This is a genomic window from Symmachiella macrocystis (genome assembly GCF_007860075.1).
Lineage (GTDB): Bacteria > Planctomycetota > Planctomycetia > Planctomycetales > Planctomycetaceae > Symmachiella > Symmachiella macrocystis.
This window is the reverse complement of sequence record NZ_SJPP01000003.1, coordinates 793,916-815,643: the sequence shown is the minus strand read 5'-3', so window position 1 is coordinate 815,643 and position 21,728 is coordinate 793,916. Positions and strand designations below refer to the sequence as shown.

Here is a 21,728-nt window from a genome sequence, read left to right as displayed (position 1 = left end):
AGTGACTCGAAATTCTTGCCACTCCACACGCCAATTCTTACCGCAGCCAATCGCTCAGAGAATCTTGGCACGCAGTTCCTGCAGCAGTGAGACTGCCGCTCCGATGTCGATTTTTTGCTGTTTGGGGTCGTGGGCGATTTCCCGTTCGATGGTCAACGGCCCGTCGTAGCCGATTTCCAGCAGCGTCCGCAGATAGGTTTCCATACCAACGTCCCCCGCGCCGAGCGGCACTTCGGCCCCCCATTCCTTGCCGCGCTGGCCATCGGCCGCCCAAGTCCCATCCTTGCAATGTACGCTCCGCACCAGATGGCCGACTTTTTTCAGCGCATCAATCGGTTCGCCGCTGCCATACAGGATCATGTTGGCCGGATCGAAATTGATAAACAGGTTGTCCCGCTGCACATCGGAGATGAAGGCCAGCAAATGCTCGGCCGACTCTTGTCCCGTTTCAAGATTCAACTGTTGGCCGTTGTTAGCAACATGATCCAGCAAGTCGCGGGTGACGGTCAGCAAGTCTTGATAACTCTCCGAAGCAGCATCCGGCACAAAGCCGATATGCAAAGCCACCGTGTCGCACCCCAACAACTTGGCGAAGTCGGAGATCTCTTTCATCTCCTGCACGCGCGCCGCCCGCGTATCTTCGGGCACCAAACCGACAGTGCGAACGGTCGTGGGGATGTCGGCATAACTTTCGCCATCAAATCCGCCAAACACAGCCGTAATCGTGATCCCCGCATCGTTGCATTTGGCAAGGAACTCCTGTGCGGTCTTTTCCGTCCGCGTCGCCTGATGCGGCGCATGCACCTGTACGGTCGGCACACCGAGTTCTTGCGCAACATCCAGATGCACCCCCAGCCCGGCATCGACCGAAGCGAACACACCAATTGGCCATTTCTCCATCGCAGTCATCTCCTCTGTCGTTTACAGTTTCAAACGTAGTGAGGGGTATCGTACTGTTTTGGGCGGAGGGGTTCCAGTTTGGCGAACGTATGCAGCTTGCCCCTGCAAGAATCGTTTGGGGTTACCCACAACTAAACCGTCGAGGAAATACGATGACAGCACAGAACCATGGAAATACCTCTGCAGCGGAATCAAACCAGACGCCCCGGCGGGACGTTTCTAGGTATCTCCTGCCGGCGTCTTTGGCCGTGTTTGGTCTGGTGGCGCTGTCTGCCATAGTCAGCTGGGGCGTTTATGAATACTTCCCTTTTTTTCCGCTGCCAGAGGATCAAAAGGGCAACCTGTCGGATGATTCGGTAAGGAAGTTCTTGGAACTTGTCGAAGCGGACAATTATGACGCCGCACGGAAGTTATTTTACGGGCCGTCCAAGAGAATCGGAGAGCCAAGGACGTTTGAAGAATTTTGTGCTGGATACAAGAGAATCGATCCCCCAAAATGCAAAATATCGATGGCACGCAAAGGCAAGAGTGGTTTTTGGACGGTACGCGTCGATTTCGAAGAAGAAGCGAACCAGACATATGTATTTTTCGGTTTGAAGATCGTTGATGGTGAATGGAGGATGGAACGGGGGTATTCTTGGTAGGGTGACGTTTCGGAAAGTAAGTACGTGGGGCTCCCGCCTGAAGGCTATCCTCCGCAGCGACGGGATAGGGATAAGTGGGATCCTTTCCCAACCAGCCCGTTGGCCTTCGGCCAAACCTGTGAATGCCGCAGGTGGGAGTCTGCCCAACTACACTCTATTCAGGCTTTCGGCAGATGAAGATTGATTGCCGTTTGCTTAATTGATAGGTGCCGTAGGCAGTTTTCGTTCGTACCCGAAATCCGGTTGCCCGCAGCCACGCGGACACATCCGAGCGAGAGAACACTTTCAGGCGATGTACTTCGGTGTCGCGATGGTACTTGCCATCCTTTTGACGCCGGAAGGTCGTGATATGTCGCGTTAGTAGATTTTTCCGAAAGTCTTCTTCGATGTGGGCTAGGCAACACCAATCCTCCGAGATTCGATGAGGGGACTGCGGTGCAACTGCCCCCTTTGCGGGGTGCCGTACGTCGAATATAAAAACCCCGCCGGGCCTGAGTGCGGCGAATACCTTTCGTAGCGTGCGTTGCATCGCACGCCGACTGTTCAAATAGTTTAATGGTTCGCCTAACGATGTCACCGCATCGCATTTTGGAATCGCAACATCAGCGAATGAACCACACTGCAATTCAGAGTTGGGAGCATTCCTGCTAGCAATCCGAATCATGCTTTCGGACACGTCGATTCCATAGGTTTCGTAACCATGTTCATCCAAATGGGCGAGCCATTGGCCTCCACCGCAGCCCAAGTCAACCACTTTTCCGCTGCAAATGCCATATTGAGAGAACCACTCAAGAATAGAATCTGCCGCGCCCGTCCAATGAAACCCGTAGCCATCAACATGGATTTCGGCGAGGTCATCACGGTACAACAGCGAATTTGTATTGGATTGTTGTGGCATGAATTCAAAGCCCAGAAGGCACGCTCCATCTACACAGATACGTTTTGGGCAGGTAACCGGCAAAAGTCTCACAAATATAAAAAATTCCCGACTTTCACAATGCGACGTTCGGACAAAGGACCGGTTACCCGCGGCGCGTCAGCCGCCGCAGGACGGATGTGGATTTCGGCCGGTTGGAGAAATCGACGGCCGGTAATTCGTTGCGGCGAATGTCATACCCACGCTCCCTCGCGGTGGTCAGGAACTCCTCCGTCGCGGCGCGGTTGCAGTCGGCGAGCCAGGCGGTGCCGTCGGGGAGTAATGCGGTGTCGAGGAAATTGAGCAGCGGTTCATGGTCGGTGCGCTCATACGTCACATCGCAACCGACAATGGCCGCATATTGTTGCGGTGGTTCTTCGCGCCAATCGAGTACGCTGCCCGGCGCGTTGGTAAAACCATTCAGCCGCGCGTTGGCTAGTGCGACTTGCACGGCGAATGGTTCGTAGTCGCTGAGCGTGACCTGCCAACCTGCCGCTAATCCGGCGAGTCCAACCAGGCCGATACCGCAACCGAGCTCCAGCACCTCACCGGGCGGTTGCCAGTCAGTACTTAAGATCCAAGCAGCCAAATCGTATGACGTTGGCCACAAATACGCCCAGTAGGGAATGTTCTCATCGGTCGCCCCATCCAATAGCGCATCGGGGTCGGTGGGGCGGCAGATTTTAAAATCATGCTGTCCGACATGGATTCGCTCAACCCGCCAACCCCCGGCGATTTCGGGCAAATCAGCAATCATTGCACACGTCTCCAACCTCATAAACCAGCCATCAACAACTCATACAACCGATCGACTTCCACGCGCGTTGCCGCATCCAACCGATAACCAACCGGGCCACGGGTGACCGTGTTTTTAAAAACCCCCTGTTTGACCAACAGGTATTTTTCGATCGCTAAAAATGCATCGAGGCTGGTCTGTAGGGAAATCATTGAACAGAGCGGCGGATGCAAGCGGTTGATGGTTTTGAAGTCGTCGGCGTTTAAGGCGCGCCACAATGCGGTGAGTACTCGAATCAAATCCGCCCCCGGCATTGTCCCTGCGATTCCGCGTGCGTAACTTTCGACGAGAGCAATCCCGCCGGTCCCTTCAAAGACCTTAGCCTTGCCGCCTGTTGCTTCATTGAGCGCCGTCAACCGCGGACCGATGGGGTTGGCTTCGGGTTTGTACATCACGCGGTCCCCGTATTCGGCGAACAGCCCGGCTTGCATATCAATCGACATCGGTCGTCCGACATATCCGCTCGCATCCTGCACAATGACGGGGATCGAAATCGCGTTCAAAATTCGCTCGTAATACCGCCGCAATTCACTGTCATCCAGCGCCACCGAAATCGGCGGAATCGCCATCACCGCCGTCGCGCCGACACTCTCGGCATGCCGCGCGGATTCCTGGGCCAGCAAACTGCTCTCCGCCCCGACGCTGATCACGACCGTACCGCGGCCCTCAGCACAACGGCAAACGCGCGCAGCCAACTCCCGCCGCTCCGCATCGGATAATCGCAACACTTCAGAGACCATCGCCATCACGATCCCGTCGGCACCATTATTAAATAGCCACTCGATTTCGCGGGCGAGCGTGTCGAAATCGAGTGATTCGTCTTCGTGAAACGGCGTTTGAAACACGGGCAGTACGCCCTGGGGTTGTGGTTTGGTCACGGTCATCCATCCGATTGCACGGCGTTTGGGTTATCAAAGTGAAATCCCTCAGCTCCCTGAGGAGTACGTTGCCAGTCAATGGTCGTCGCATCGAGAAAAATGGCGCTGCGGCGATCGACGATGACTTGAATTCCGTGAGAAAGGTCAAGTATGTCCTCTGCGACGTTCACTTGATCGTCGAAGTCCATGTCATACATGTACACGCCGGGGCCGCCTTGGTTGATCATCACCCGCAAAAATGGCCTACCATCGGCTTTCTGAGATTCCCGCACTTTTGCTAAGGCGATATCGGTAAACGCCACAATCGCTCCTTGCTGAATATTGTCAGCGATGTTCGATTGCTGTCGCGCATTGCTGCCAAACAACGATAGCAGTTTTGAAATTATTCCCATACTACCTTCCACAGTCTCAAGTTGCTTGACCCCACAACAATTCCCGATTTTGATCGACCCCGAAAACCAACACCTGCGATTGGCGTTTGTCGATGTTACCTGTCACCCAATGCGAAATACAACTCCCCCTTATGAGGTAGTATCTACAGTCATGTCGCGACTCATTCCACGAATAAAAGGGTGTTACAAATTTGTTACAAAGTTGTGACACCCATCAGACCACCTACGGGGGAGATTCGTGAATAATGCGTGCATGGGTCGGGAAACGGATGGAACCGGCTGCCGAAGAAATGTTCGCGCACGTATCACTCAAACTAGGAGCAATTGTCATGTCCCAGTGCACTCGCAAGTTGGCCGCCTTCGTGGCGGCGGCGACTCTAATTGGTTCAACGGTCCAAGCGGGCCAAGTTAAACTTGATGTCTCGATGGCGCAGCCGACGTTGCTTGCTGGAAAAAAACAGACCGCCTATCTCAAGGTGGGGCTGACCGGATTCAAATTCCAAAGCGACAAAAAACGTCCTAGCGTGAATGTGGCGTTGGTGTTGGACAAGTCGGGATCGATGAAGGGCGAAAAAATCAAACGGGCGCGTGAAGCGGCGATCAGCGCGATTGAACGACTCAACGAGAACGATATTGTTTCGGTAATCACCTACGATGCGACCGTGAACGTTTTGGTCCCGGCCACGAAATTGAGCGATAAAAAACAAATCATCGAGAAGATCAAATCGATCGGTGCGAGCGGGTCGACGGCATTGTTCGCCGGCGTGAGCAAAGGGGCGGGCGAACTTCGGAAGTTTTTGGACAGCGAACGGGTGAATCGCATCATCCTCTTGTCCGATGGACTGGCCAACGTCGGCCCCAAATCGCCGAGCGAATTGGGTGAATTGGGGCGGTCGCTCGGAAAAGAGGGAATTGCCGTCAGCACCATGGGACTCGGGCTGCATTACAATGAAGACCTGATGGTGCAGTTGGCACAAAATAGCGACGGCAATCATATCTTTATCAAAGACGCTGCCGATTTGGTGAAGATCTTCAACTATGAATTTGACGACGTGCTGTCGGTCGTGGCCCAGGAAGTTGCGATCACCATCACCTGCGAAAACGGCGTCCGTCCGGTCCGCATGCTCAACGGTGATGCGGAGATCAATGGCCAAACAGTCGTGGTCGGCATGAATCAGATTTACAGCGAACAGGAAAAATATATCTTGCTGGAAGTCGAGATCCCCGCTGCTAAACCAGAGGAGACGCTCAAAGTGGCAGCCGTGAACGTGTCCTACGCCAACATGCAGACCAATACAACCGACCGTCTATCGAGTGAGGTCAGTGTGAAATTTTCTGAAAACGTTGCCGACGTTGAGAAATCGCTCAACCGCGACGTAATGGAGCAGGCTGTCTTGCAAGTCGCCAACCGGGCCAACGGATTCGCGACGCAACTGCGCGACAAAGGAGACATCGAAGGTGCGCGACAAGTGTTGATCAATAACAGCGTTTACCTGGGCGAAAATGGCGAACTGCTTGGGTCGGAACTGCTGATGTTTCGCTGTGCCACCAATAAAGAACAATCCAAAAAATTGGATGAAAAGGACTGGAAGGCCAATCGTAAGCAGATGCGGCGTTTTCAATATAAAGATCAAACGCAACAGAAGTATTAAGAGTATGAAGTGGCATGAGGCCTTTATAGAGGGATAAGGCAGGCACCCGGATCGCGCTCGCGTCCGGGCTGCCGAATCCTGTCGTTGTCTTGGTTGAGGCGTTGAATTGCCGGGAGACGATCGTTTTGACGGCACTGCATTAGGGTATATATGTATATATAGCTCTCTTACTATGTAGAATGGTGTGTCGCGACTCACGCAACGAGGGCTATTTCATTAACGTGTTCTCCTCATAGGCGTGACAATAGCGCTTCACCCTAACTCTGGAACTCGAGGCGTGTGTGGCCCGTCGTCAAGTTTTGCTGCTGATCCTCATCTCTACGGTGCCTCTGGCATTGTTAGCGGTTCTGGGGTGGCGTTTGGCGAGCGACGAAGAGGCGCACATTCGCCAGCGATTTCAGGAGATCTTTCGGCAGCAGCTTCACGAGACCGACGGCGTCATCGCCACGTATTTTGAGGACCGTGAACGCGAGTTGCTCGACCTGGCCCGCGGAGTCTCGCTGACGCCCGGCGGCATTCGCGAACGACTTCGGCGTGAACCGCGCGTGGAGCAAATCTTTGTGCTCGATGCGGAAGGCCGGATCAGGCATCCTTTGCCCGGTTCGTCGCTGAACACCGCGGAACGGCAGTTTTTGGTGCAGATCACGCCGGTGATCAACGACCGCGATTTTGTGCGCTTGGCCAATGCGCAAAACGACGCGCCCGGAGAATCGAGCGGTCGAGAAGGGGGGATTCAACGGACGCACGGTTGGTACGCGCTCTATTGGGGGCGCGGCGTGAATCTTATTTTCTGGCATCGTCGTGAATCGGGCGAAATCGTGGGTGTACTCCTCGAACGCGCTCGGTGGATGGCGGACCTCATCGACATTCTTCCTCAAACGGGAGGAATATCGGGCGAACTCAATCGGCTTGACGAGAAAGCACGTATTCGGCTGGTGGATTCCGACGGCAGCGTCGTCTATCAGTGGGGCCGTTACGAACCGCCCGAGGATCAACTCCCGTTTGTCGATCTTTCCATCAGCAGTCCGCTCAGTTCATGGCGGTTGCAATACTTGGTGGCCGAATCGTGGCTGGCGACGGCGCAACCGGGGTCGCAGTATTTCAACATTCTGGCCGGTCTGATTGCAGGCGGCGTGGCACTGTTGTTGATGCCGGTTGTGTTTTACCGCGAATACGCTCGTGAAATGGCCGAAGCGACCCAACGCGTCAATTTCGTCAATCAGGTTTCGCACGAACTGAAAACTCCGCTGACCAATATCCGTATGTATGCTGATTTGTTGGAACGGGATTTGGAAGGGATGCCTCCCGCAGAGACCGGATCTGCGACCAGCCGACTGGGGGTGATTCTCAGTGAAAGCCAACGCCTCAGTCGGTTGATCACCAACGTGCTGACATTCGCGCGGCAACAGCGAAGCGGCATTTCGATTCGACATTCGGCGGCCAATATCGACGACCTGATTACCGCTTGTTTGGAACGATTTGCTCCGCCGCTGCGCGACAAACAGATTGTTGTGGAATTCGATGCTAATGCGCCGCAACGTGTGCTGGTCGATGTTGATGTGCTGGAACAGATTCTGGTGAATTTATTCAGCAACGTCGAAAAATACGCCGCTGCGGGAAAACTACTGAAAATTACCAGCAGCCAAGAAGGCGACCGCACGACAATTGTTGTCGAGGATCGCGGACCGGGCATTGCTGCGGGGCAGCGTGAGCGGATCTTTGAGCCGTTTCATCGTGTTTCACATGCTTTGGAAGACTCACCGGGAACAGGAATTGGGTTATCGATCGCCCGCGATTTGGCCCGCGATCACGGCGGCGATGTCGAATGGGAAGCAGCGGACCGGGGCGCGCGGTTTCGCGTAACATTACACACTCCACGCAATGAGAGTTGAGGCCGCCGATGAAAGTATTAGTCGCCGAGGACGACACATTGATTCGCCGCGCCGTGGTTGAGGTCTTGGCCGATGAAGGGTATCAAGTGCTTCAGGCAAGTGACGGGCAAACGGCGCTGACGCTGTTTCATGAGCATCGTCCTGACTTTGTCTTTCTGGACGTGATGATGCCGGAAGTGAATGGCTTCGACGTCTGCCGCAAGTTGCGCGACGCGGATGCGGAGGTGCCGATAGTGTTCATCAGTGCCAAGTCCGAGGAGGTCGACAAAGTCGTCGGGCTGGAGTTGGGAGCCGATGATTTCATCGTCAAACCGTTTGGTGTGAAGGAATTGGTGGCTCGCATCCGCTCGATCACCCGCCGCTGCCATCGCCGGTCGCAAACAGAGAATGGCGGCTGTTTTCAAATGCTAGACCTAGACATCAATACCTCCGAATTGCGCGGTCGACGCGGCGAGCAGGTGATTGAGTTGAGCCTGCGGGACGTGCGGCTGTTGCAACTGCTGCACGATCATCGCGGCGAAGTCCTGGACCGCGCCACAATTTTTGATCGGGTGTGGGGTGAGGACTATTTTCCCAATAGCCGGACGTTGGACCAACACGTCTCGCGGCTGCGGAAACGGATCGAAATTGACCCCAATCGCCCCGTGCTTATCCGGACGGTTCATGGCGTGGGCTACCGGTACGACGGGTGAGCTGGGCGGGCACCGAAATCGTGTCAAAAATGGCTTAAAAATCGCTTAGAAGTGCCATCTACCCGCCACGATCGCTAAAGGTGGGCTTTAGTTCGAACTACTAAGAAAAGTCCTTACAAGGCCGGGAAATACGTTTGACAAGGGGTGTTTGCTTTGGTCTAGTTATAAATACCACGAAGCAAATTAAATTTTCAACAATTTTCAACGGGCCTTCACACTTCCAGCGGTATAAAAAATCGGCTGGCCGTGTGCCCTTCTAGCTCATCGGCATTGTGGCAAGGCTGACAAATATTTTGTCGGTCCACGTTCCTATCGATTCATTCTGTATTCTGGCGTGACGGGTAAACTGGCTGATCTAGTCATTTTTTGTCGTCACGAAATCTTGATACTGCTATTCTCAGAAATTCTTTACGTGTTGTAGAAACGTGACGGTCAACGACATTGCGGGGACGCTACAGGCACGTGATTGCTTAACTTTTTGTGGAAATACTACAGTCTATGACCAGATTTGAAGGCAAACAAACCATTTTGTCCAGCTCCGGCAAGAAGGTCTATTTGCGGTTAACTCACTCAATGAACATGACTCGCAGCTTCAGCAAACATTTGGGACTGCTCTCTCTCCTTTGCTTAGTTGGATTGGCAAGCGGATGCAAAGAAGAGGGGTTTGTCGACGTACGCAACAAAGTCCCGGTCGTGCCTTTGACGGGCAAGATTATGGTCGATGGAAAGCCTCTTGTTTATCCGCAGCAGGGGCGTATCATTCTGCATCCGGATGCTGCCACCCAGGAGAAATTACCTAAGGATATTCCCTTGCCCTCTTCCTGGAGTGCTCCCGATGGGTCAACATTCGAAATTGGCACTTATGATGGCAGCGATGGTGTCCCTGCCGGCACGTACAAAATCACGGTTGAAGTTGGTAAGCGGTCGCTCATGAATGGTTCATTCCGGGGTGGAGATCTGAAAGAGAAGTACAAAGATCCTGAGACTTCCGAGATTTCGGTGACGGTCACCGGAGACGAAGGAAGTATCGATCTCGGTACGATTGAACTGACTTCTGAGTGAGCCGGTCCGGTCTCACTATTCTTAAATATTTTAGTTATTGACCGGCGCGTCCCTGCCGGTAAATCGTGTTCGTTCTCGTTCCTTGTTTCCTAGATGGAGGTTTGATTATGTCTCGTTCTCGTAAGTCCAAACGCGGGTTTACGCTCATTGAGCTGCTCGTCGTTATCGCGATTATCGCGATCTTGATCGCGCTGCTGCTTCCGGCAGTCCAGCAAGCGCGTGAAGCGGCTCGTCGGACGCAGTGCCGCAATAACATGAAACAGCTTGGCTTGGCGTTTCACAACTATCATGATGTGTATGGTCAATTCGAATGCCCGGAATTGGTCATCACGACCGGTGGTACGGGTGCGGCGATCGAGTCCTTGACCAGCCACAGTTGGCAGCAACCACTCTTGCCCTACATCGATCGTGGCAATATCTACAAAGTGGTCAACAATGGCTTGAGTCCTTTTGCCAACGTCCTCGCCGGTGGTGCTGAAGCTGCGGCATACGCGACGGTGATTCCGGGATTCATTTGCCCGACAACACCCGATGGCAACACGATTGTCGAAGCGAGTGTTCCCGCCGGGACCGACGTCGGTCTTGGTGTTCCGATTGCCAGTGACTGGACCATGCGAAGTGGTCGTTCTGACTACGAAATCGTCTCGGGTTATCGCTCGGGGTTCTATGATTTCTCCGTGACCCCTGCCAATGGCGGTGTACGCTATTCGGCCGATCGCGATTCCATCATGGAACAGAATGTCATCCTCGTCGATACTCCTGCGATCTATGGCGTATTTGGACAACCGACAGCTGGTGCTGATGGTTTGAAAATCCGGAACATCACCGATGGAACAACCAACACCATTATGCTTGTCGAACAGGCCAGCAAAAACCTGTTCTACCGCGGTCGGACCCTTGTGCCCGTTTCGAGTGGTGATCCCGAAGCTATCGGTCAATCATTGTTCGGTGGTGGTGGTTGGGGTGATCCGTGGCATGAGAACTGGATTAAAGGTTCCAATGCAGACGGTACCGACATCGCTTCGGGTGACGGTGGTGGTCCCTGTATCATCAACTGCTCCAACCGTCTGGGTGCGGGAGCGTACTCGTGGCACACCGGTGGCACGTTTGCTTTGCTGGCCGATGGTTCTGTGCAGTTCCTCAATGCAAGCCTCAGCCCGCTTGTAACAGCCGCACTGATTACCCGTCAGGGTGGTGAAGTTAACGGTCAGTTCTAGACCACAGTTGACGACATTGTAGATACGAAGGGTGCGGAGATTATCCATCTCCGCACCCTTTTTTCATTGAATCATCGATTCCATTCCTAGCGCCTCACTGCTCGCCATTACGCCATCGCCCAGCCATCGATACTCATTGCTTTGGCCGTCCGTTGAATCGAACAGCTTCAAATTCTGCCAACGATATGAGGCACTACTTGGAGGCAAGTGTCGCGGATAGTTCTCGGCGTACATTTCGCCCAGCATCTGTGGCGGAAAGAAAGTACCGACCATGTTCCGAAAAAAAATTGACAAACCGGATAGGCTCTGTTCTAGTTGCTAACAGACCGCCAAAAAGATTGTCCGCAAACGTTAGAGCTTTCAGGAACTGGCATTCACGCCTGCAGCCTAAATGGCTGTTGAAGCCGTGTCCTTCTCTGTCTCTTTTTCTCGTACCGAAAGGTTCAATCATGAGACTAAGTTTTTCCGCACAAAAGCGACACGCGTTTACGTTGATCGAATTGTTGGTGGTCATTGCCATTATTGCGATTCTCATTGCGCTGTTGCTGCCGGCAGTCCAGCAGGCGCGCGAAGCGGCCCGCCGGACACAGTGCCGCAACAATCTGAAGCAACTCGGATTGGCGATGCACAACTACCACGATGTGTTTTTGATGTTTCCTATCGGGGGCATTTCTGATCTGGATGGCAACGTGTTTAGTGGAGCCTTGACTGCCTCGCTTCCGTATTTCGACCAGGGAAACCTTGAGAATCTCTACGATTACTCATTGCAATGGACCGATCAACCGGCAGGTGTGCAGGCGACACCAATCAACAGTTTGATCTGCCCGTCTGTACCAACCGAGAATACGGCATTTGATCCGGTTCTTGAGTTCGCGCTGCCGGGGCTAGGGACAGGTGGCGTGACGCACTACATGTTATCCAAAGGAATCAACGACGCCATTTGTTATGAGGGAGGGCATCCGGTTTATGGTCCGGCGACCCATGGCAATATTCCTAGCTCTGAACGAGGCATGTTCAACCTAGACCAGTCCACACGGATCGCAAAAATTACGGACGGTACCTCAAACACATTCATGATGGGGGAAGGTGCCGGCGGGGAAACGTTTCCCCTGTGTGTCGGAGTTGGCTGCACGGACCCAACCACTGCGCAATCGCCGCTCAATCCGGGGGTGAATCGCAAAGCCGATGTTTTTTGGGTCAGCCCGGAACCTTCAAATGATGGTTACACAACCACGGTTGGACTGCATACCGCGAGCGTGTTCTGCAGTACGGTGGAGAGGCTGAACAAGAATCCCGTGACCACATCGGAGATCATTGTGGCTGGCTTGTTGGATTGTCGGTCGAGCCTCAATGGTGGACCGCACTGGATGAGTAACTTTCGAAGTTCGCATACCGGAGGCGGTTTTTTCCTGTTGGCCGATGGTTCGGTTCAATTTGTCAACGATAGCATCGACCTCACGCAATATCGCCAATTTTCAACGATAGCCGGTGGGGAAATCGTTAGTTTCGAGTAGGTTCCGGGGAGCAATTGTTGCAAGTTCCCAAGGACCTGCTGAGCATTGGACGTTTGGCGGCCTCGACTTTTTAACCACGGTGGTTTTCATTGAGAACCACCGTGTTTTTCGGATGTTTCGTATTGGCAGTGACCGCGGAATCGAGCGTGCGATTCCGCATCGATGCTGCGGGTGGTGACTCGAATAAAAGGATGAGCAGAGCATGGCACGTCAGGCGCTCTTGTTGGTTGGACTGTTTGCCTCGATCCTTGCGACAATCATTGGATGTGGCAACAGTGCGCGGGCAACATCTGAATTGGGAACTGTGCACGGAAAAATTACCTGGAATGGGAAACCGCTCCCCAACATGCTGATCCGCTTCGAGACGGATGAAACTCACACATCGATCGCTAGGTCTGATGCTGAAGGATTCTACAAAGCGATGTACTTCGTCGACCTCGAAGGCGTGAAAGTCGGGCCGTGTACTGCGCGGGTCAGTTTCGATCCCAGCTTGGGAATCAAAAACGTGCCGGCCAGATACGCTTCAGAAAGCGAATTGAAATTTACGGTGAATTCCGGTGATAACGAATATAACATCAACATGACGTCGAACTGACTTGCCGCAATGTTCGCCATTTTCGCACCAACGGCCAATTGTGGATGGCAACACCCCTCTTGTGACAGCCGATGTCGACCGGTATCATTGATCCGTAGGTAGTTCGGCAATTTAGCCTCTCCAGGAGTGGTCGATGCTGCGGGTTCTCGGATCACCGATTTCGATTTTGGGCCAACGCAAGCCTTCAAACATCACGCGACGGGAATTGTTGCATGCCGGCGGTCTCGCAGCGGCGGGGCTCTCGTTGCCGCAACTGCTCGCCTCGCAAAAACTAGCTGCGGCGTCTACCACACCGCAGGGCATTGGATTCGGGTCCGCCAAACGTTGCCTATTCCTGTACCTTTACGGGGCGCCCAGCCAGCTAGAGACCGTGGACATGAAGCCCCACGCCCCGGTCGAAATTCGCGGGACGATGAAGCCGATCCCGTCTGTCGTGCCGGGTCTCGACGTCTGCGAGCATCTGCCGGAGATGGCCAAAATCATGGACCGCGTGACGGTCGTCCGGTCGGTAACACACGCCCATCCCGTACACGGCGTCGCATTCGCCACGACGGGGATTCCTTCGATCGAAACGGCGATGGAACTCAGCCCATACGATCAACGGCACCATCCCTACGTTGGCTCGGTCGTCGAATATTTCGAGCGGCAAAAAAAGCAGGGCCAGGCAACGGGCATTCCCGATAACTTAGCGCTGCCGTTTCCCTTTAGCAGTCAACGCGTCGGCGAAGTCGCCCGCGCGGGCCCTTATGCCTCGTATCTCGGCGCCAGCTACAACCCGATCTACACCGAATATACAGGCAAGGCAACGCGGTCGGTGGTCAAGACGTTGGCGGATCGAAAAATCGATTGTCACGATCCCTATGTCGGTTGCGATTTGGAGAGCCATTTCAAACTGGCCACCACGAAACCGTTGCCCGAGGTGAAACTGGATCGGCTGAATCGCCGTCGCACTCTCTTGGAGCAATTCGACGCCTCGCGCAATCAAATCGACATGGGCAGCAATGCGTTGGCCATGTCGCAATACCAGGATATGGCGTTTTCGTTGATCACGTCGCGCGAAGTTTCCAGTGCGTTGGATGTCCGCAGCGAACCGCAAGCGACGCGCGACCTGTACGGCATGACATTGTTCGGCCAATCTTGCCTCGCCGGACGACGGATGTTGGAAGCCGGCACCAAGTTGGTCAGCGTGTTTTGGGACGAGTACGGTTTGGCCGGCGACGCCTGGGATACACACTGGAATCACTACCCACGGATGTTGGATCAACTTTTACCGCCATTTGACCGTGCGTATTCCGGACTGATTTTGGATCTGGAACAGCGGGGCATGTTGGACGACACGTTGGTGGTTTGCCTCAGCGAGCATGGCCGCACACCCAAATTGAGCACCGGCCGAGGAGGGGGGCGTGATCACTGGTCACGCGCCTATTCGGTAATGTTTGCCGGTGGTGGAATCGCGCGGGGGAATGTCGTCGGTGCGACCGACCGGCACGCCGGTGATCCGATTGACCGGCCCGTCGGCCCCAAGGACTTGCTCGCCACGATCTACCACGCACTGGGCATCGATCCGCACGCCACGCTGACCAACCGCGGCAACCGCCAAATCCCCTTGGTCCCCGAATCGGCCGATTACGTGCCGGAAATGTTTGGGTGATCCCGCAGCGGCCATTCGTTTGTGATTTGGGCCGTTGGCCGTTTTTATTTCGTGTCAGGGAGAGGTATGTACGTTTGTTTGTTCGATATCGATGGCACGTTGATCCATTCTGCCGGAGCAGGCCTTGCTGCCCTGCGGACGGCGATGCTGACCGTGTACAATTGCGATGCCTCAAAGACCGAAGTCGTCACGACCGGCCGCACGGATCGTGCGATTGTCGAGGAACTGTTCGAACTGCACGACGTCGAGCGGAGCGATGAAAATTGGGAGGTCTACCTCGCCGCCTATTTAGAACATCTGCCGATTTCATTGGCCGAGTGCAAGGGACGCGTCTTGCCCGGCATTCCGGAATTGTTGGCCACGCTCGCCGCCCGGGACGACGTGACGTTGGGGCTGTTAACCGGCAATTCCCACCCGGCAGCGCAGCACAAATTAGGGCACTACGGGCTCAATGACCATTTCACGTTTGGTGGGTTCGGCGCCGACCATACCGATCGCGATGATGTGGCCCGCTTGGCACTGGCCGAAGTGCACACTCGTTTCGACAACCGCATCACACCGGACCGAATCTTCGTCATCGGCGATACGCCGCTCGACATCCGCTGCGCGCGAGCGATCGGCGCTCAAGCCATCGCCGTAGCCACCGGCACGCACGATGTGGATGCACTACGCGAGGCAAAACCCGATTTGTTGGTGCAAGATTTCGCGGACGCGGCGCCGTTTTTGGAATTGTTGGTTACGGCGTAACGCACGATCACCCGCTGACCGCTTGGCTCATCACGTCTTCTTCGGTCCAATCGGCCACGTTACGGATTTCGCGCAGCCGGCCGCGGGACATCACGCCGACGCGGTCGCACACGGCTAGCAATTCGGTGAGGTAGGAACTGACAAAAATCACCGCTTTGCCTGCTGCGGCGGCTTCGCCCATCAGGCGGTAGATCTCCGCTTTGGTGCCGACATCGATGCCGCGGGTTGGTTCGTCCAGCAACAATACGTCGGCGTTCTGGTGTAGTACGCGGGCGATGGCGACTTTTTGTTGGTTGCCACCTGACAGATCCTGCACTGCTTGATCTTGCGAGCGGGCTTTGATGTTCAATCGCTTCATCCAGTGCTGCATCGCTTCGCGGCGGCGGGACAGGTTCAACCAGCCAAAGCGGCTGTATGATTGTAGTCGACTGTAGGTCGCATTGTCGGCGATCGAGCGGCTTTGCGCCAATCCCTCGACTTTGCGATCCTCAGAAACAAGTCCCAATCCCGCGCGGATCCGCGCTGCCGGAGAGTGCGAGGGCGTTACACCGCCAATATTTATCTTGCCGCTGGTGACCGCATCCAGTCCAAACAAACACCGCAACAACTCCGTCCGCCCCGCTCCCACCAGTCCCGCGATTCCCAGAATCTCCCCCCGCCGCAACTGCAGCGATACCTCCTGGGGACTTACCTTTCCGCTCAAATTGTCGAGTGACAAAATGACCTCGCCCGGTTCGTGCGGCACGGAGGGGAATAATTCCTCCACGCTGCGTCCCACCATCAGCGAAACAATATCGTCATCCGTTGTGCCGGACAGGGATCCTTGTCCCACCGAACGGCCATCACGCAGGACTGCATAGTCGTCGCAGACCTCGCGAATTTCTTCAAGAAAATGGCTGATATAAACAACACCAATCCCCGACGCTTTGAGTTTGCGAATCACGCCGAACAGATGTTCCACGTCGTGCCGCGTGAGCGAACTAGTCGGTTCATCAAAGACAATCACCTTGGCGTCGATGACCAAGGCCCGCGCGATTTCGACAAGTTGTTGCATCGCAATCGAAAGACTGTGAACCGGAATATCAGGCCGCAAATCCGCATGTCCCAACAACTCCAACGCATCACGCACCATGCGTCGTTGTGCGGGACGATCGAGCAGACCGCGCCGCTTCCGCTCTTGGCCGAGCATGATGTTGTCTTCGATGCTCAATTCGGGCGCCAGGTTGAGTTCCTGGTAGATCATGCTCACCCCCGCCAGTCGCGCATCGTGCGGTCCCTGCGGAGCATACGGTTTGCCGGCCAAAGTCATTGTTCCGGAGTCCGTGCGATGCGCGCCGCTGAGCACCTTCATCAATGTGCTTTTGCCGGCGCCATTCTCGCCAATCAAGGCCGTCACCCGCCCCGCACGGACATCAATGGTCACATCGCTCAGCGCCTGCGTCGCTCCAAACCGTTTGGAGATGCCGGTCATGTGTAATAACGGTGCGGTCATGAGGTCAGCCAGTTTTTGAGCAAGAGTATTTTCCGAGATACCATTCCGGATCCTTTGGAGTTTTCCGAGGTCGACTCTATTTTCCAGTCGTTGCGGGTGCGGTAAAAATCGGCAGGGTCACGTGAGAGGCGCGTGTTGGTGAGAGGTACAGTTTGTTCGTGGCGACGCGGGTTTTGTCATCGGCACGGATGGAGCTGCCGGTATTGGGATTGGTGTCAAAGCGGGGGTGATTCGATGAAGAGACCGCGATCCGGATTTTGTGTCCGCGATTGAAGATCAGCGAGGTGCTCCACAGATCCACGGTCAGTTCATAAACCTCGCCCGGTTTGAGAAAATCCTCACGATCAAAACCGATGCGATGCCGCGCACGCAGGATGCCGTCGGTCACCAGCATTGAGCGTCCATCGGGATAAACATCCGACAGCTTGACTGTGAAATCGGTGTCGGGACAGTCAGAGGACACAAACAGGGTGGCCCGAATCCGTCCGCTGACTTCTACCGGTTCGGTGAGCGTGTCGGTGGTGAACAGCAACACGTCGTCGCGGCTTTCAATTTTTCGCTGGTCTTTAGGGCCCCGATCCAGGAACAGGTTTTGGCCGCCGACCGTCGGGACGGGATTCTCCGGATCGTATTGGTACTCCAAACTACCGTCGGTCGTCGGGGGGGCTTGCGAGAGTTGGTGGTTCTGATGGAAGTAAAATGGTGTCAGTTGCGAAGGCGGTGGCCAATTGTCGGCGGAACGCCAGAAATTCCCCGGGGCGGTGTTATCTTCGGGATCGCCCATCACGTAGTAGTGCACCGGCTGATCGTTCTCAACGCCGTTGTCGATTCCCTTCGTCAAGTGATCAAAATACCGCAACGCATCGCCCGCCTGGGGGGCATTGGGGATGGCAGAGTTATCCGGGTAGGTCAGTTCCGTAAAGCCTCCATGCGCGTAGGGACCTACGATCAAGCGGCAGTTGCCGCGCGCGCCGTCGCCGCCATGGTTGTGAATCGATTCAAACGAGTTCAAAGTCCCTTGCAGGAAAATGTCATACCAGCCGCCGAAATAGATTCCCGGGGCATGCACGTCCGCGGCGCGGGCTTCAGGATTGACCTCTTCCCAAAATTTGTCGTACTTGGGGTGCGCTAAGAATGTCTCCAATGATCGCGGGTCGAACTTATGTTTCTTCAGCCAGGTTTTCATCAGCGATTGGCGGAGCGCGCCTCCCTGATAGGAACCTTGTGAATACATGTCGGAGAATGCCACCATGACCCATTGTGCTTTGAGAGCTGGAGGCGCATCGACCGCCTGCATGTTTTGCGTGATCCCCAAAGCCGAGCCGCCCCAGGAGGCGATATTGTCATCGCTCCATTCTTGTTCGGTGATCCAGTTGATCGAATCATGCCCATCCCGTCGTTCGCTCCAACCACCGTTGTGAAACACGATGGCATCATTGCCTTCGGAATCAAAACGACCTCGTACGTCTTGCGACACGACCACGTACCCGCGTGCGCACATTCCCGCCGCGGCTTGTTGCGGCAGTTTTCCGTAGGGGCCGCGAATAAAGATAACCGGCAGCGGCCCTTTTTGGTCGGCGGGTCGATAGACGACCGTCGACAGGCGGGTTCCGTCGCGCATTGGCACCATGTGCAACGATTTTTGCAACTTTGGCGGTTCCTCAGCTGCGCCGCAAGCGGCGGTTATTCCCAAAATCGCTGCGGTCAAAGCTAAGACAAATGTGCGTCGCATGGCTGCTTCCTCGATTCATGCTCAATTCAATTGGGCGGTAGGATTGGCTCAGGTTTCTCATGTGAAATGCTGCTTGTTAGTATGACGGATATCGGCCGCGTGTAACAGTTCACCGCCGGCTTGGTTGCCGACCTGCGGTGAGCGACCTAAAATAAACGCTTTGCCGTCGGTGCGAGATTGGGAGACCGCCGCACAATCAAACGGGCCCACGTTCAACCTCTGTAAAACCAACGTTCCTTTTTCTATAGATTGAGACCACCGTGAATCGTCCTTCTCGTCCTGGTTCTGCTCCGCAACCCGAACCGACCATCCTGATGAGCGATGGCTGGCATTGCCTGCATTTGTATTACATCGTCGATCAAAACGTATTGGCAGACTTTGACGAAGAAGAACGCGCCGAAGGCCGCCGCGAATTGGCGGAAATCCTCAATCCCGATCGCGAGGGGGCGCCAAAACGGTTGGTCACGTCGATTGTTTCCGGCCACAAAGCGGACCTGGGCTTGATGATCCTCGATCCCGACCCGTTGGTGATCGATTCCATCCAACACCAGATCCGCAGCTCGACGTTCGGCACGGCCCTGGAAGCAGCGTATTCGTTCGTTTCCATCACGGAAGTTTCGGAATACGTTCCCACGCTCGAACAATATGGTCAGCGACTGGTTGCCGAAGGAACAGCGGCGGACAGTCCCGAATATGGGGCAAAGCTCAAAGCCTATGAGCAACGCGAAGTCGCCATGCGCAAGCAACGACTGTTTCCGGAGATTCCGCCCTGGCCGGTGATGTCGTTCTATCCGATGAACAAAATCCGCGACCCGCACGCCAATTGGTACACGCTCCCCTATAGCCGTCGCATGGAGATGATGACCGAGCATGGCCGCAGTGGAATGATGTTCGCTGGTAAGGTGACACAACTTATCACCGCTTCAACCGGATTGGACGACTTCGAATGGGGCGTCACGCTGTGGGGCCGCTCACCGGAATTTATCAAAGAGATCGTCTATACCATGCGGTTCGATGAAGCCTCAGCCAAGTACGCCGAATTCGGCCCGTTTTACATCAGCTACATCATGTCGCCCGAAGAAGCGATGACGCACTTGGTGTTGTAACAGCCCGTTTTAACTGGGCGTTGGGTAGATGACGGGCTGCGGTGGACCTGATTGAGACAATGTTCTGGTCTCTATGAAATGCATGATTGTTGTTCGATGCCTATGTCACAATCCCACCCAAACGAGATGCACCGTGGCGTAACGCGGCGGGAATGCTTGGCATTCGGGGCGCTAGCAGCGCTGGGGATGTCGTGGAGTGAACGTGTCCGTGGCGACGAAACCTCTGAGTCGCCGGTGATCTGGGACAATCATTGCCATCTTTCCGGGGTTGAGGGGAAGACGCCGACGGAGCGGATGGCCAATCTGCTGAAATTCGCCGACCGTTTGGGCATATCACGGCTGGTCGTCTACATGGGGTGGCCGTTTCAGACCGATCCATCGGCCGAAGAACTTCGCCGGCAAAACGATCAAGTCTTGGCAGCCATCAAAGGCTCCGAGGAACGAGCGTTGGCCTATGCCTATGTCAGCCCCAACCATGTCGAGATGAGCCTCAGCGAAATGCGGCGCTGCATCGAGAATGGTCCGATGGTGGGCATCAAACTGTGGGTGGCGCGGAAGTGCGATGACGAGGCGCTGGATGCGATCATTGAATTGGCCACTGAGCTGAACGCCGTCGTGTTTCAGCACACCTGGATCAAGACCACCGGGAACCTCCCGGGTGAATCGACACCGGACGATCTGACGGCGCTGGCGGCGCGGCATCCCGATGCACAGTTTATTTGTGGACACGCGGGGGGCAATTGGGAGCAGGGGATTCGGGCGGTACGACCCTTTCCCAATGTTTCGCTCGGTACGGCTGGCAGTGATCCCACAGCGGGACTGGTAGAGATGGCGGTCCGTGAATTGGGGGCGGAGCGGGTGATTTATGGTAGCGACGCCGGCGGTCGGAGTTTTGCTTCGCAACTCGGAAAAATCTACAGCGCGGTCCTCACCAACGCGCAGCGGCAATTGATTCTCAGCGGCAACCTTAAGCGACTGCTGACCCCCATCCTGAAAACCAAGGGGCGTGCGAATTGAAGAACGCTCTGGTCGATACAAATGTGAACCTGTCGCGCTGGCCGTTCCGCCGGTTGCCGGGCGATGAGACGCGGCAGCTGGTCGCCATGCTGCGACGCCAAGGAGTGACACAAGCCTGGGCCGGCAGTTTTGACGGATTGCTGCATCACGATATCGCCGGTGTGAATCAACGGCTTGTAGACGATTGCCGTACGAACGGTGACGGACTGTTATTGCCATTCGGTTCGGTTAATCCCACGCTGCCCGATTGGCAAGAGGATCTGCGGCGCTGTGCTGAGGATTATCGAATGCCGGGGATCCGTTTGCATCCCAACTATCACGGTTACAAACTCGATGACCCACGGTTCGCGCGATTGTTGAACCTAGCCACGGAACGGGGATTGATTGTCCAATTGGCACTCAGCATGGAAGACGAACGGACGCAACATCCCTTGCTGCAAGTTCCGCACGTCGATCCCGCTCCGCTGGTGGGGCTCTTGGAGAAACTGCCGAAATTGCGGTTGGTCATGCTCAATACCTTTCGCAGTTTGCCGCTCACAAAAATCGACCAACTGGCAGCGGCGGAAAATATTTATTTCGAAATCGCCATGCTGGAAGGTGCGGGTGGGATCGAAAAACTGCTCAAAAAAGTTCCGTTGCGTCGCGTGTTGTTTGGCTCGCATTTTCCCTTTTTCAATTTTGACGCCGCCCTGCTCAAACTCAAAGAATCGGAATTGGGTTGGTTTCAACTCAAGGCGATCTGCGAGGACAATCCGCACAGGTTGCTGGCGAAAACGGAATAACACACGGCGGCTCGCAACACCGTGACGAGAGACTGACGTTCCCCACGTTTG

20 protein-coding genes are annotated in these 21,728 nt (G+C 55.0%); 13 read left to right on the top strand and 7 right to left on the bottom strand.

The window, feature by feature from the left end; translation table 11 throughout:
- Positions 1 to 54: 54 nt before the first annotated feature.
- Positions 55 to 900 carry a sugar phosphate isomerase/epimerase family protein gene (locus CA54_RS26635; protein ID WP_146374022.1) on the bottom strand — a complete coding sequence of 282 codons (846 nt, stop codon included), beginning with the start codon at positions 898 to 900 and terminating at the stop codon, positions 55 to 57.
- Positions 901 to 1,052: 152 nt separating this feature from the next.
- Here CA54_RS26635 and CA54_RS26630 point away from each other — a divergent pair, with 152 nt between their 5' ends.
- The gene (locus CA54_RS26630; protein WP_146374021.1) at positions 1,053 to 1,544 is read left to right on the top strand and encodes a hypothetical protein; all 492 of its coding nucleotides are present in this window, start codon (positions 1,053 to 1,055) and stop codon (positions 1,542 to 1,544) included.
- Between the two features lie 154 nt (positions 1,545 to 1,698).
- Here CA54_RS26630 and CA54_RS26625 read toward each other — a convergent pair whose 3' ends face one another.
- From CA54_RS26625 to CA54_RS26610, 4 genes are all read right to left on the bottom strand, one after another.
- Positions 1,699 to 2,442 (bottom strand): class I SAM-dependent methyltransferase, encoded by a 744-nt coding sequence (locus CA54_RS26625; RefSeq protein ID WP_146374020.1) that lies wholly within the window; start codon positions 2,440 to 2,442, stop codon positions 1,699 to 1,701.
- A gap of 124 nt (positions 2,443 to 2,566) precedes the next feature.
- Positions 2,567 to 3,217, bottom strand: a complete 651-nt coding sequence (locus CA54_RS26620; RefSeq protein WP_197532861.1) for a class I SAM-dependent methyltransferase — start codon at positions 3,215 to 3,217, stop codon at positions 2,567 to 2,569.
- Positions 3,218 to 3,234: 17 nt separating this feature from the next.
- Positions 3,235 to 4,140 carry a dihydrodipicolinate synthase family protein gene (locus tag CA54_RS26615; RefSeq protein WP_146374018.1) on the bottom strand — a complete coding sequence of 302 codons (906 nt, stop codon included), beginning with the start codon at positions 4,138 to 4,140 and terminating at the stop codon, positions 3,235 to 3,237.
- Entirely contained in the window at positions 4,137 to 4,526 is a 390-nt protein-coding gene (locus tag CA54_RS26610; protein ID WP_146374017.1) for a HesB/IscA family protein, read from the bottom strand. Before CA54_RS26610 ends, CA54_RS26615 begins: the two co-directional genes overlap by 4 nt.
- Before the next feature lie 329 nt (positions 4,527 to 4,855).
- Here CA54_RS26610 and CA54_RS26605 point away from each other — a divergent pair, with 329 nt between their 5' ends.
- The 9 genes from CA54_RS26605 to CA54_RS26565 all read left to right on the top strand — a co-directional run bounded on the left by CA54_RS26605 (position 4,856) and on the right by CA54_RS26565 (position 15,548).
- Complete coding sequence (locus CA54_RS26605) at positions 4,856 to 6,178, top strand: vWA domain-containing protein (protein WP_146374016.1); 1,323 nt, start codon at positions 4,856 to 4,858, stop codon at positions 6,176 to 6,178.
- 281 nt (positions 6,179 to 6,459) lie between these two features.
- Complete coding sequence (locus tag CA54_RS26600) at positions 6,460 to 8,070, top strand: sensor histidine kinase (RefSeq protein ID WP_146374015.1); 1,611 nt, start codon at positions 6,460 to 6,462, stop codon at positions 8,068 to 8,070.
- A gap of 8 nt (positions 8,071 to 8,078) precedes the next feature.
- Positions 8,079 to 8,762 (top strand): response regulator transcription factor, encoded by a 684-nt coding sequence (locus tag CA54_RS26595; RefSeq protein WP_146374014.1) that lies wholly within the window; start codon positions 8,079 to 8,081, stop codon positions 8,760 to 8,762.
- A gap of 498 nt (positions 8,763 to 9,260) precedes the next feature.
- The gene (locus tag CA54_RS26590) at positions 9,261 to 9,824 is read left to right on the top strand and encodes a hypothetical protein (protein ID WP_146374013.1); all 564 of its coding nucleotides are present in this window, start codon (positions 9,261 to 9,263) and stop codon (positions 9,822 to 9,824) included.
- 107 nt (positions 9,825 to 9,931) lie between these two features.
- Positions 9,932 to 11,041, top strand: a complete 1,110-nt coding sequence (locus CA54_RS26585; protein WP_146374012.1) for a DUF1559 domain-containing protein — start codon at positions 9,932 to 9,934, stop codon at positions 11,039 to 11,041.
- A 449-nt stretch (positions 11,042 to 11,490) separates the two neighbouring features.
- The gene (locus tag CA54_RS26580; RefSeq protein ID WP_197532892.1) at positions 11,491 to 12,555 is read left to right on the top strand and encodes a DUF1559 domain-containing protein; all 1,065 of its coding nucleotides are present in this window, start codon (positions 11,491 to 11,493) and stop codon (positions 12,553 to 12,555) included.
- Positions 12,556 to 12,757: 202 nt separating this feature from the next.
- The gene (locus CA54_RS26575; protein ID WP_146374010.1) at positions 12,758 to 13,150 is read left to right on the top strand and encodes a hypothetical protein; all 393 of its coding nucleotides are present in this window, start codon (positions 12,758 to 12,760) and stop codon (positions 13,148 to 13,150) included.
- A gap of 133 nt (positions 13,151 to 13,283) precedes the next feature.
- Entirely contained in the window at positions 13,284 to 14,801 is a 1,518-nt protein-coding gene (locus tag CA54_RS26570; protein ID WP_146374009.1) for a DUF1501 domain-containing protein, read from the top strand.
- Between the two features lie 66 nt (positions 14,802 to 14,867).
- Positions 14,868 to 15,548: an HAD family hydrolase gene (locus tag CA54_RS26565; protein WP_146374008.1), complete on the top strand. Its 681-nt coding sequence runs from the start codon at positions 14,868 to 14,870 to the stop codon at positions 15,546 to 15,548.
- A gap of 7 nt (positions 15,549 to 15,555) precedes the next feature.
- Here the strand turns inward: CA54_RS26565 and CA54_RS26560 are convergent, their stop codons facing one another.
- Positions 15,556 to 17,040, bottom strand: coding sequence for a sugar ABC transporter ATP-binding protein (locus CA54_RS26560; RefSeq protein WP_146374007.1), 1,485 nt, complete (start codon positions 17,038 to 17,040; stop codon positions 15,556 to 15,558).
- Positions 17,041 to 17,116: 76 nt separating this feature from the next.
- Positions 17,117 to 18,772, bottom strand: a complete 1,656-nt coding sequence (locus CA54_RS26555) for a CocE/NonD family hydrolase (RefSeq protein ID WP_146374006.1) — start codon at positions 18,770 to 18,772, stop codon at positions 17,117 to 17,119.
- Positions 18,773 to 19,032: 260 nt separating this feature from the next.
- Between CA54_RS26555 and hemQ the strand changes: the two genes are divergently transcribed.
- The 3 genes from hemQ to CA54_RS26540 all read left to right on the top strand — a co-directional run bounded on the left by hemQ (position 19,033) and on the right by CA54_RS26540 (position 21,677).
- On the top strand, positions 19,033 to 19,878 hold the full coding sequence (gene hemQ / locus CA54_RS26550) for a hydrogen peroxide-dependent heme synthase (RefSeq protein ID WP_197532860.1): 846 nt from the start codon (positions 19,033 to 19,035) through the stop codon (positions 19,876 to 19,878).
- Positions 19,879 to 19,974: 96 nt separating this feature from the next.
- Positions 19,975 to 20,895 (top strand): amidohydrolase family protein, encoded by a 921-nt coding sequence (locus CA54_RS26545; RefSeq protein WP_231963206.1) that lies wholly within the window; start codon positions 19,975 to 19,977, stop codon positions 20,893 to 20,895.
- Positions 20,892 to 21,677, top strand: coding sequence for an amidohydrolase family protein (locus CA54_RS26540; RefSeq protein WP_146374005.1), 786 nt, complete (start codon positions 20,892 to 20,894; stop codon positions 21,675 to 21,677). Before CA54_RS26545 ends, CA54_RS26540 begins: the two co-directional genes overlap by 4 nt.
- The last annotated feature ends 51 nt before the right edge of the window (positions 21,678 to 21,728 follow it).

What these genes read in the sequence shown, in the direction of transcription:
- CA54_RS26635 (WP_146374022.1), bottom strand. Translation starts at nt 900, where the DNA reads ATGGAGAAATGGCCAATTGGTGTGTTCGCTTCGGTCGATGCCGGGCTG.
- CA54_RS26630 (WP_146374021.1), top strand. Translation starts at nt 1,053, where the DNA reads ATGACAGCACAGAACCATGGAAATACCTCTGCAGCGGAATCAAACCAG.
- CA54_RS26625 (WP_146374020.1), bottom strand. Translation starts at nt 2,442, where the DNA reads ATGCCACAACAATCCAATACAAATTCGCTGTTGTACCGTGATGACCTC.
- CA54_RS26620 (WP_197532861.1), bottom strand. Translation starts at nt 3,217, where the DNA reads ATGATTGCTGATTTGCCCGAAATCGCCGGGGGTTGGCGGGTTGAGCGA.
- CA54_RS26615 (WP_146374018.1), bottom strand. Translation starts at nt 4,140, where the DNA reads ATGACCGTGACCAAACCACAACCCCAGGGCGTACTGCCCGTGTTTCAA.
- CA54_RS26610 (WP_146374017.1), bottom strand. Translation starts at nt 4,526, where the DNA reads ATGGGAATAATTTCAAAACTGCTATCGTTGTTTGGCAGCAATGCGCGA.
- CA54_RS26605 (WP_146374016.1), top strand. Translation starts at nt 4,856, where the DNA reads ATGTCCCAGTGCACTCGCAAGTTGGCCGCCTTCGTGGCGGCGGCGACT.
- CA54_RS26595 (WP_146374014.1), top strand. Translation starts at nt 8,079, where the DNA reads ATGAAAGTATTAGTCGCCGAGGACGACACATTGATTCGCCGCGCCGTG.
- CA54_RS26590 (WP_146374013.1), top strand. Translation starts at nt 9,261, where the DNA reads ATGACCAGATTTGAAGGCAAACAAACCATTTTGTCCAGCTCCGGCAAG.
- CA54_RS26585 (WP_146374012.1), top strand. Translation starts at nt 9,932, where the DNA reads ATGTCTCGTTCTCGTAAGTCCAAACGCGGGTTTACGCTCATTGAGCTG.
- CA54_RS26580 (WP_197532892.1), top strand. Translation starts at nt 11,491, where the DNA reads ATGAGACTAAGTTTTTCCGCACAAAAGCGACACGCGTTTACGTTGATC.
- CA54_RS26575 (WP_146374010.1), top strand. Translation starts at nt 12,758, where the DNA reads ATGGCACGTCAGGCGCTCTTGTTGGTTGGACTGTTTGCCTCGATCCTT.
- CA54_RS26570 (WP_146374009.1), top strand. Translation starts at nt 13,284, where the DNA reads ATGCTGCGGGTTCTCGGATCACCGATTTCGATTTTGGGCCAACGCAAG.
- CA54_RS26565 (WP_146374008.1), top strand. Translation starts at nt 14,868, where the DNA reads ATGTACGTTTGTTTGTTCGATATCGATGGCACGTTGATCCATTCTGCC.
- CA54_RS26560 (WP_146374007.1), bottom strand. Translation starts at nt 17,040, where the DNA reads ATGACCGCACCGTTATTACACATGACCGGCATCTCCAAACGGTTTGGA.
- CA54_RS26555 (WP_146374006.1), bottom strand. Translation starts at nt 18,772, where the DNA reads ATGCGACGCACATTTGTCTTAGCTTTGACCGCAGCGATTTTGGGAATA.
- CA54_RS26545 (WP_231963206.1), top strand. Translation starts at nt 19,975, where the DNA reads ATGCCTATGTCACAATCCCACCCAAACGAGATGCACCGTGGCGTAACG.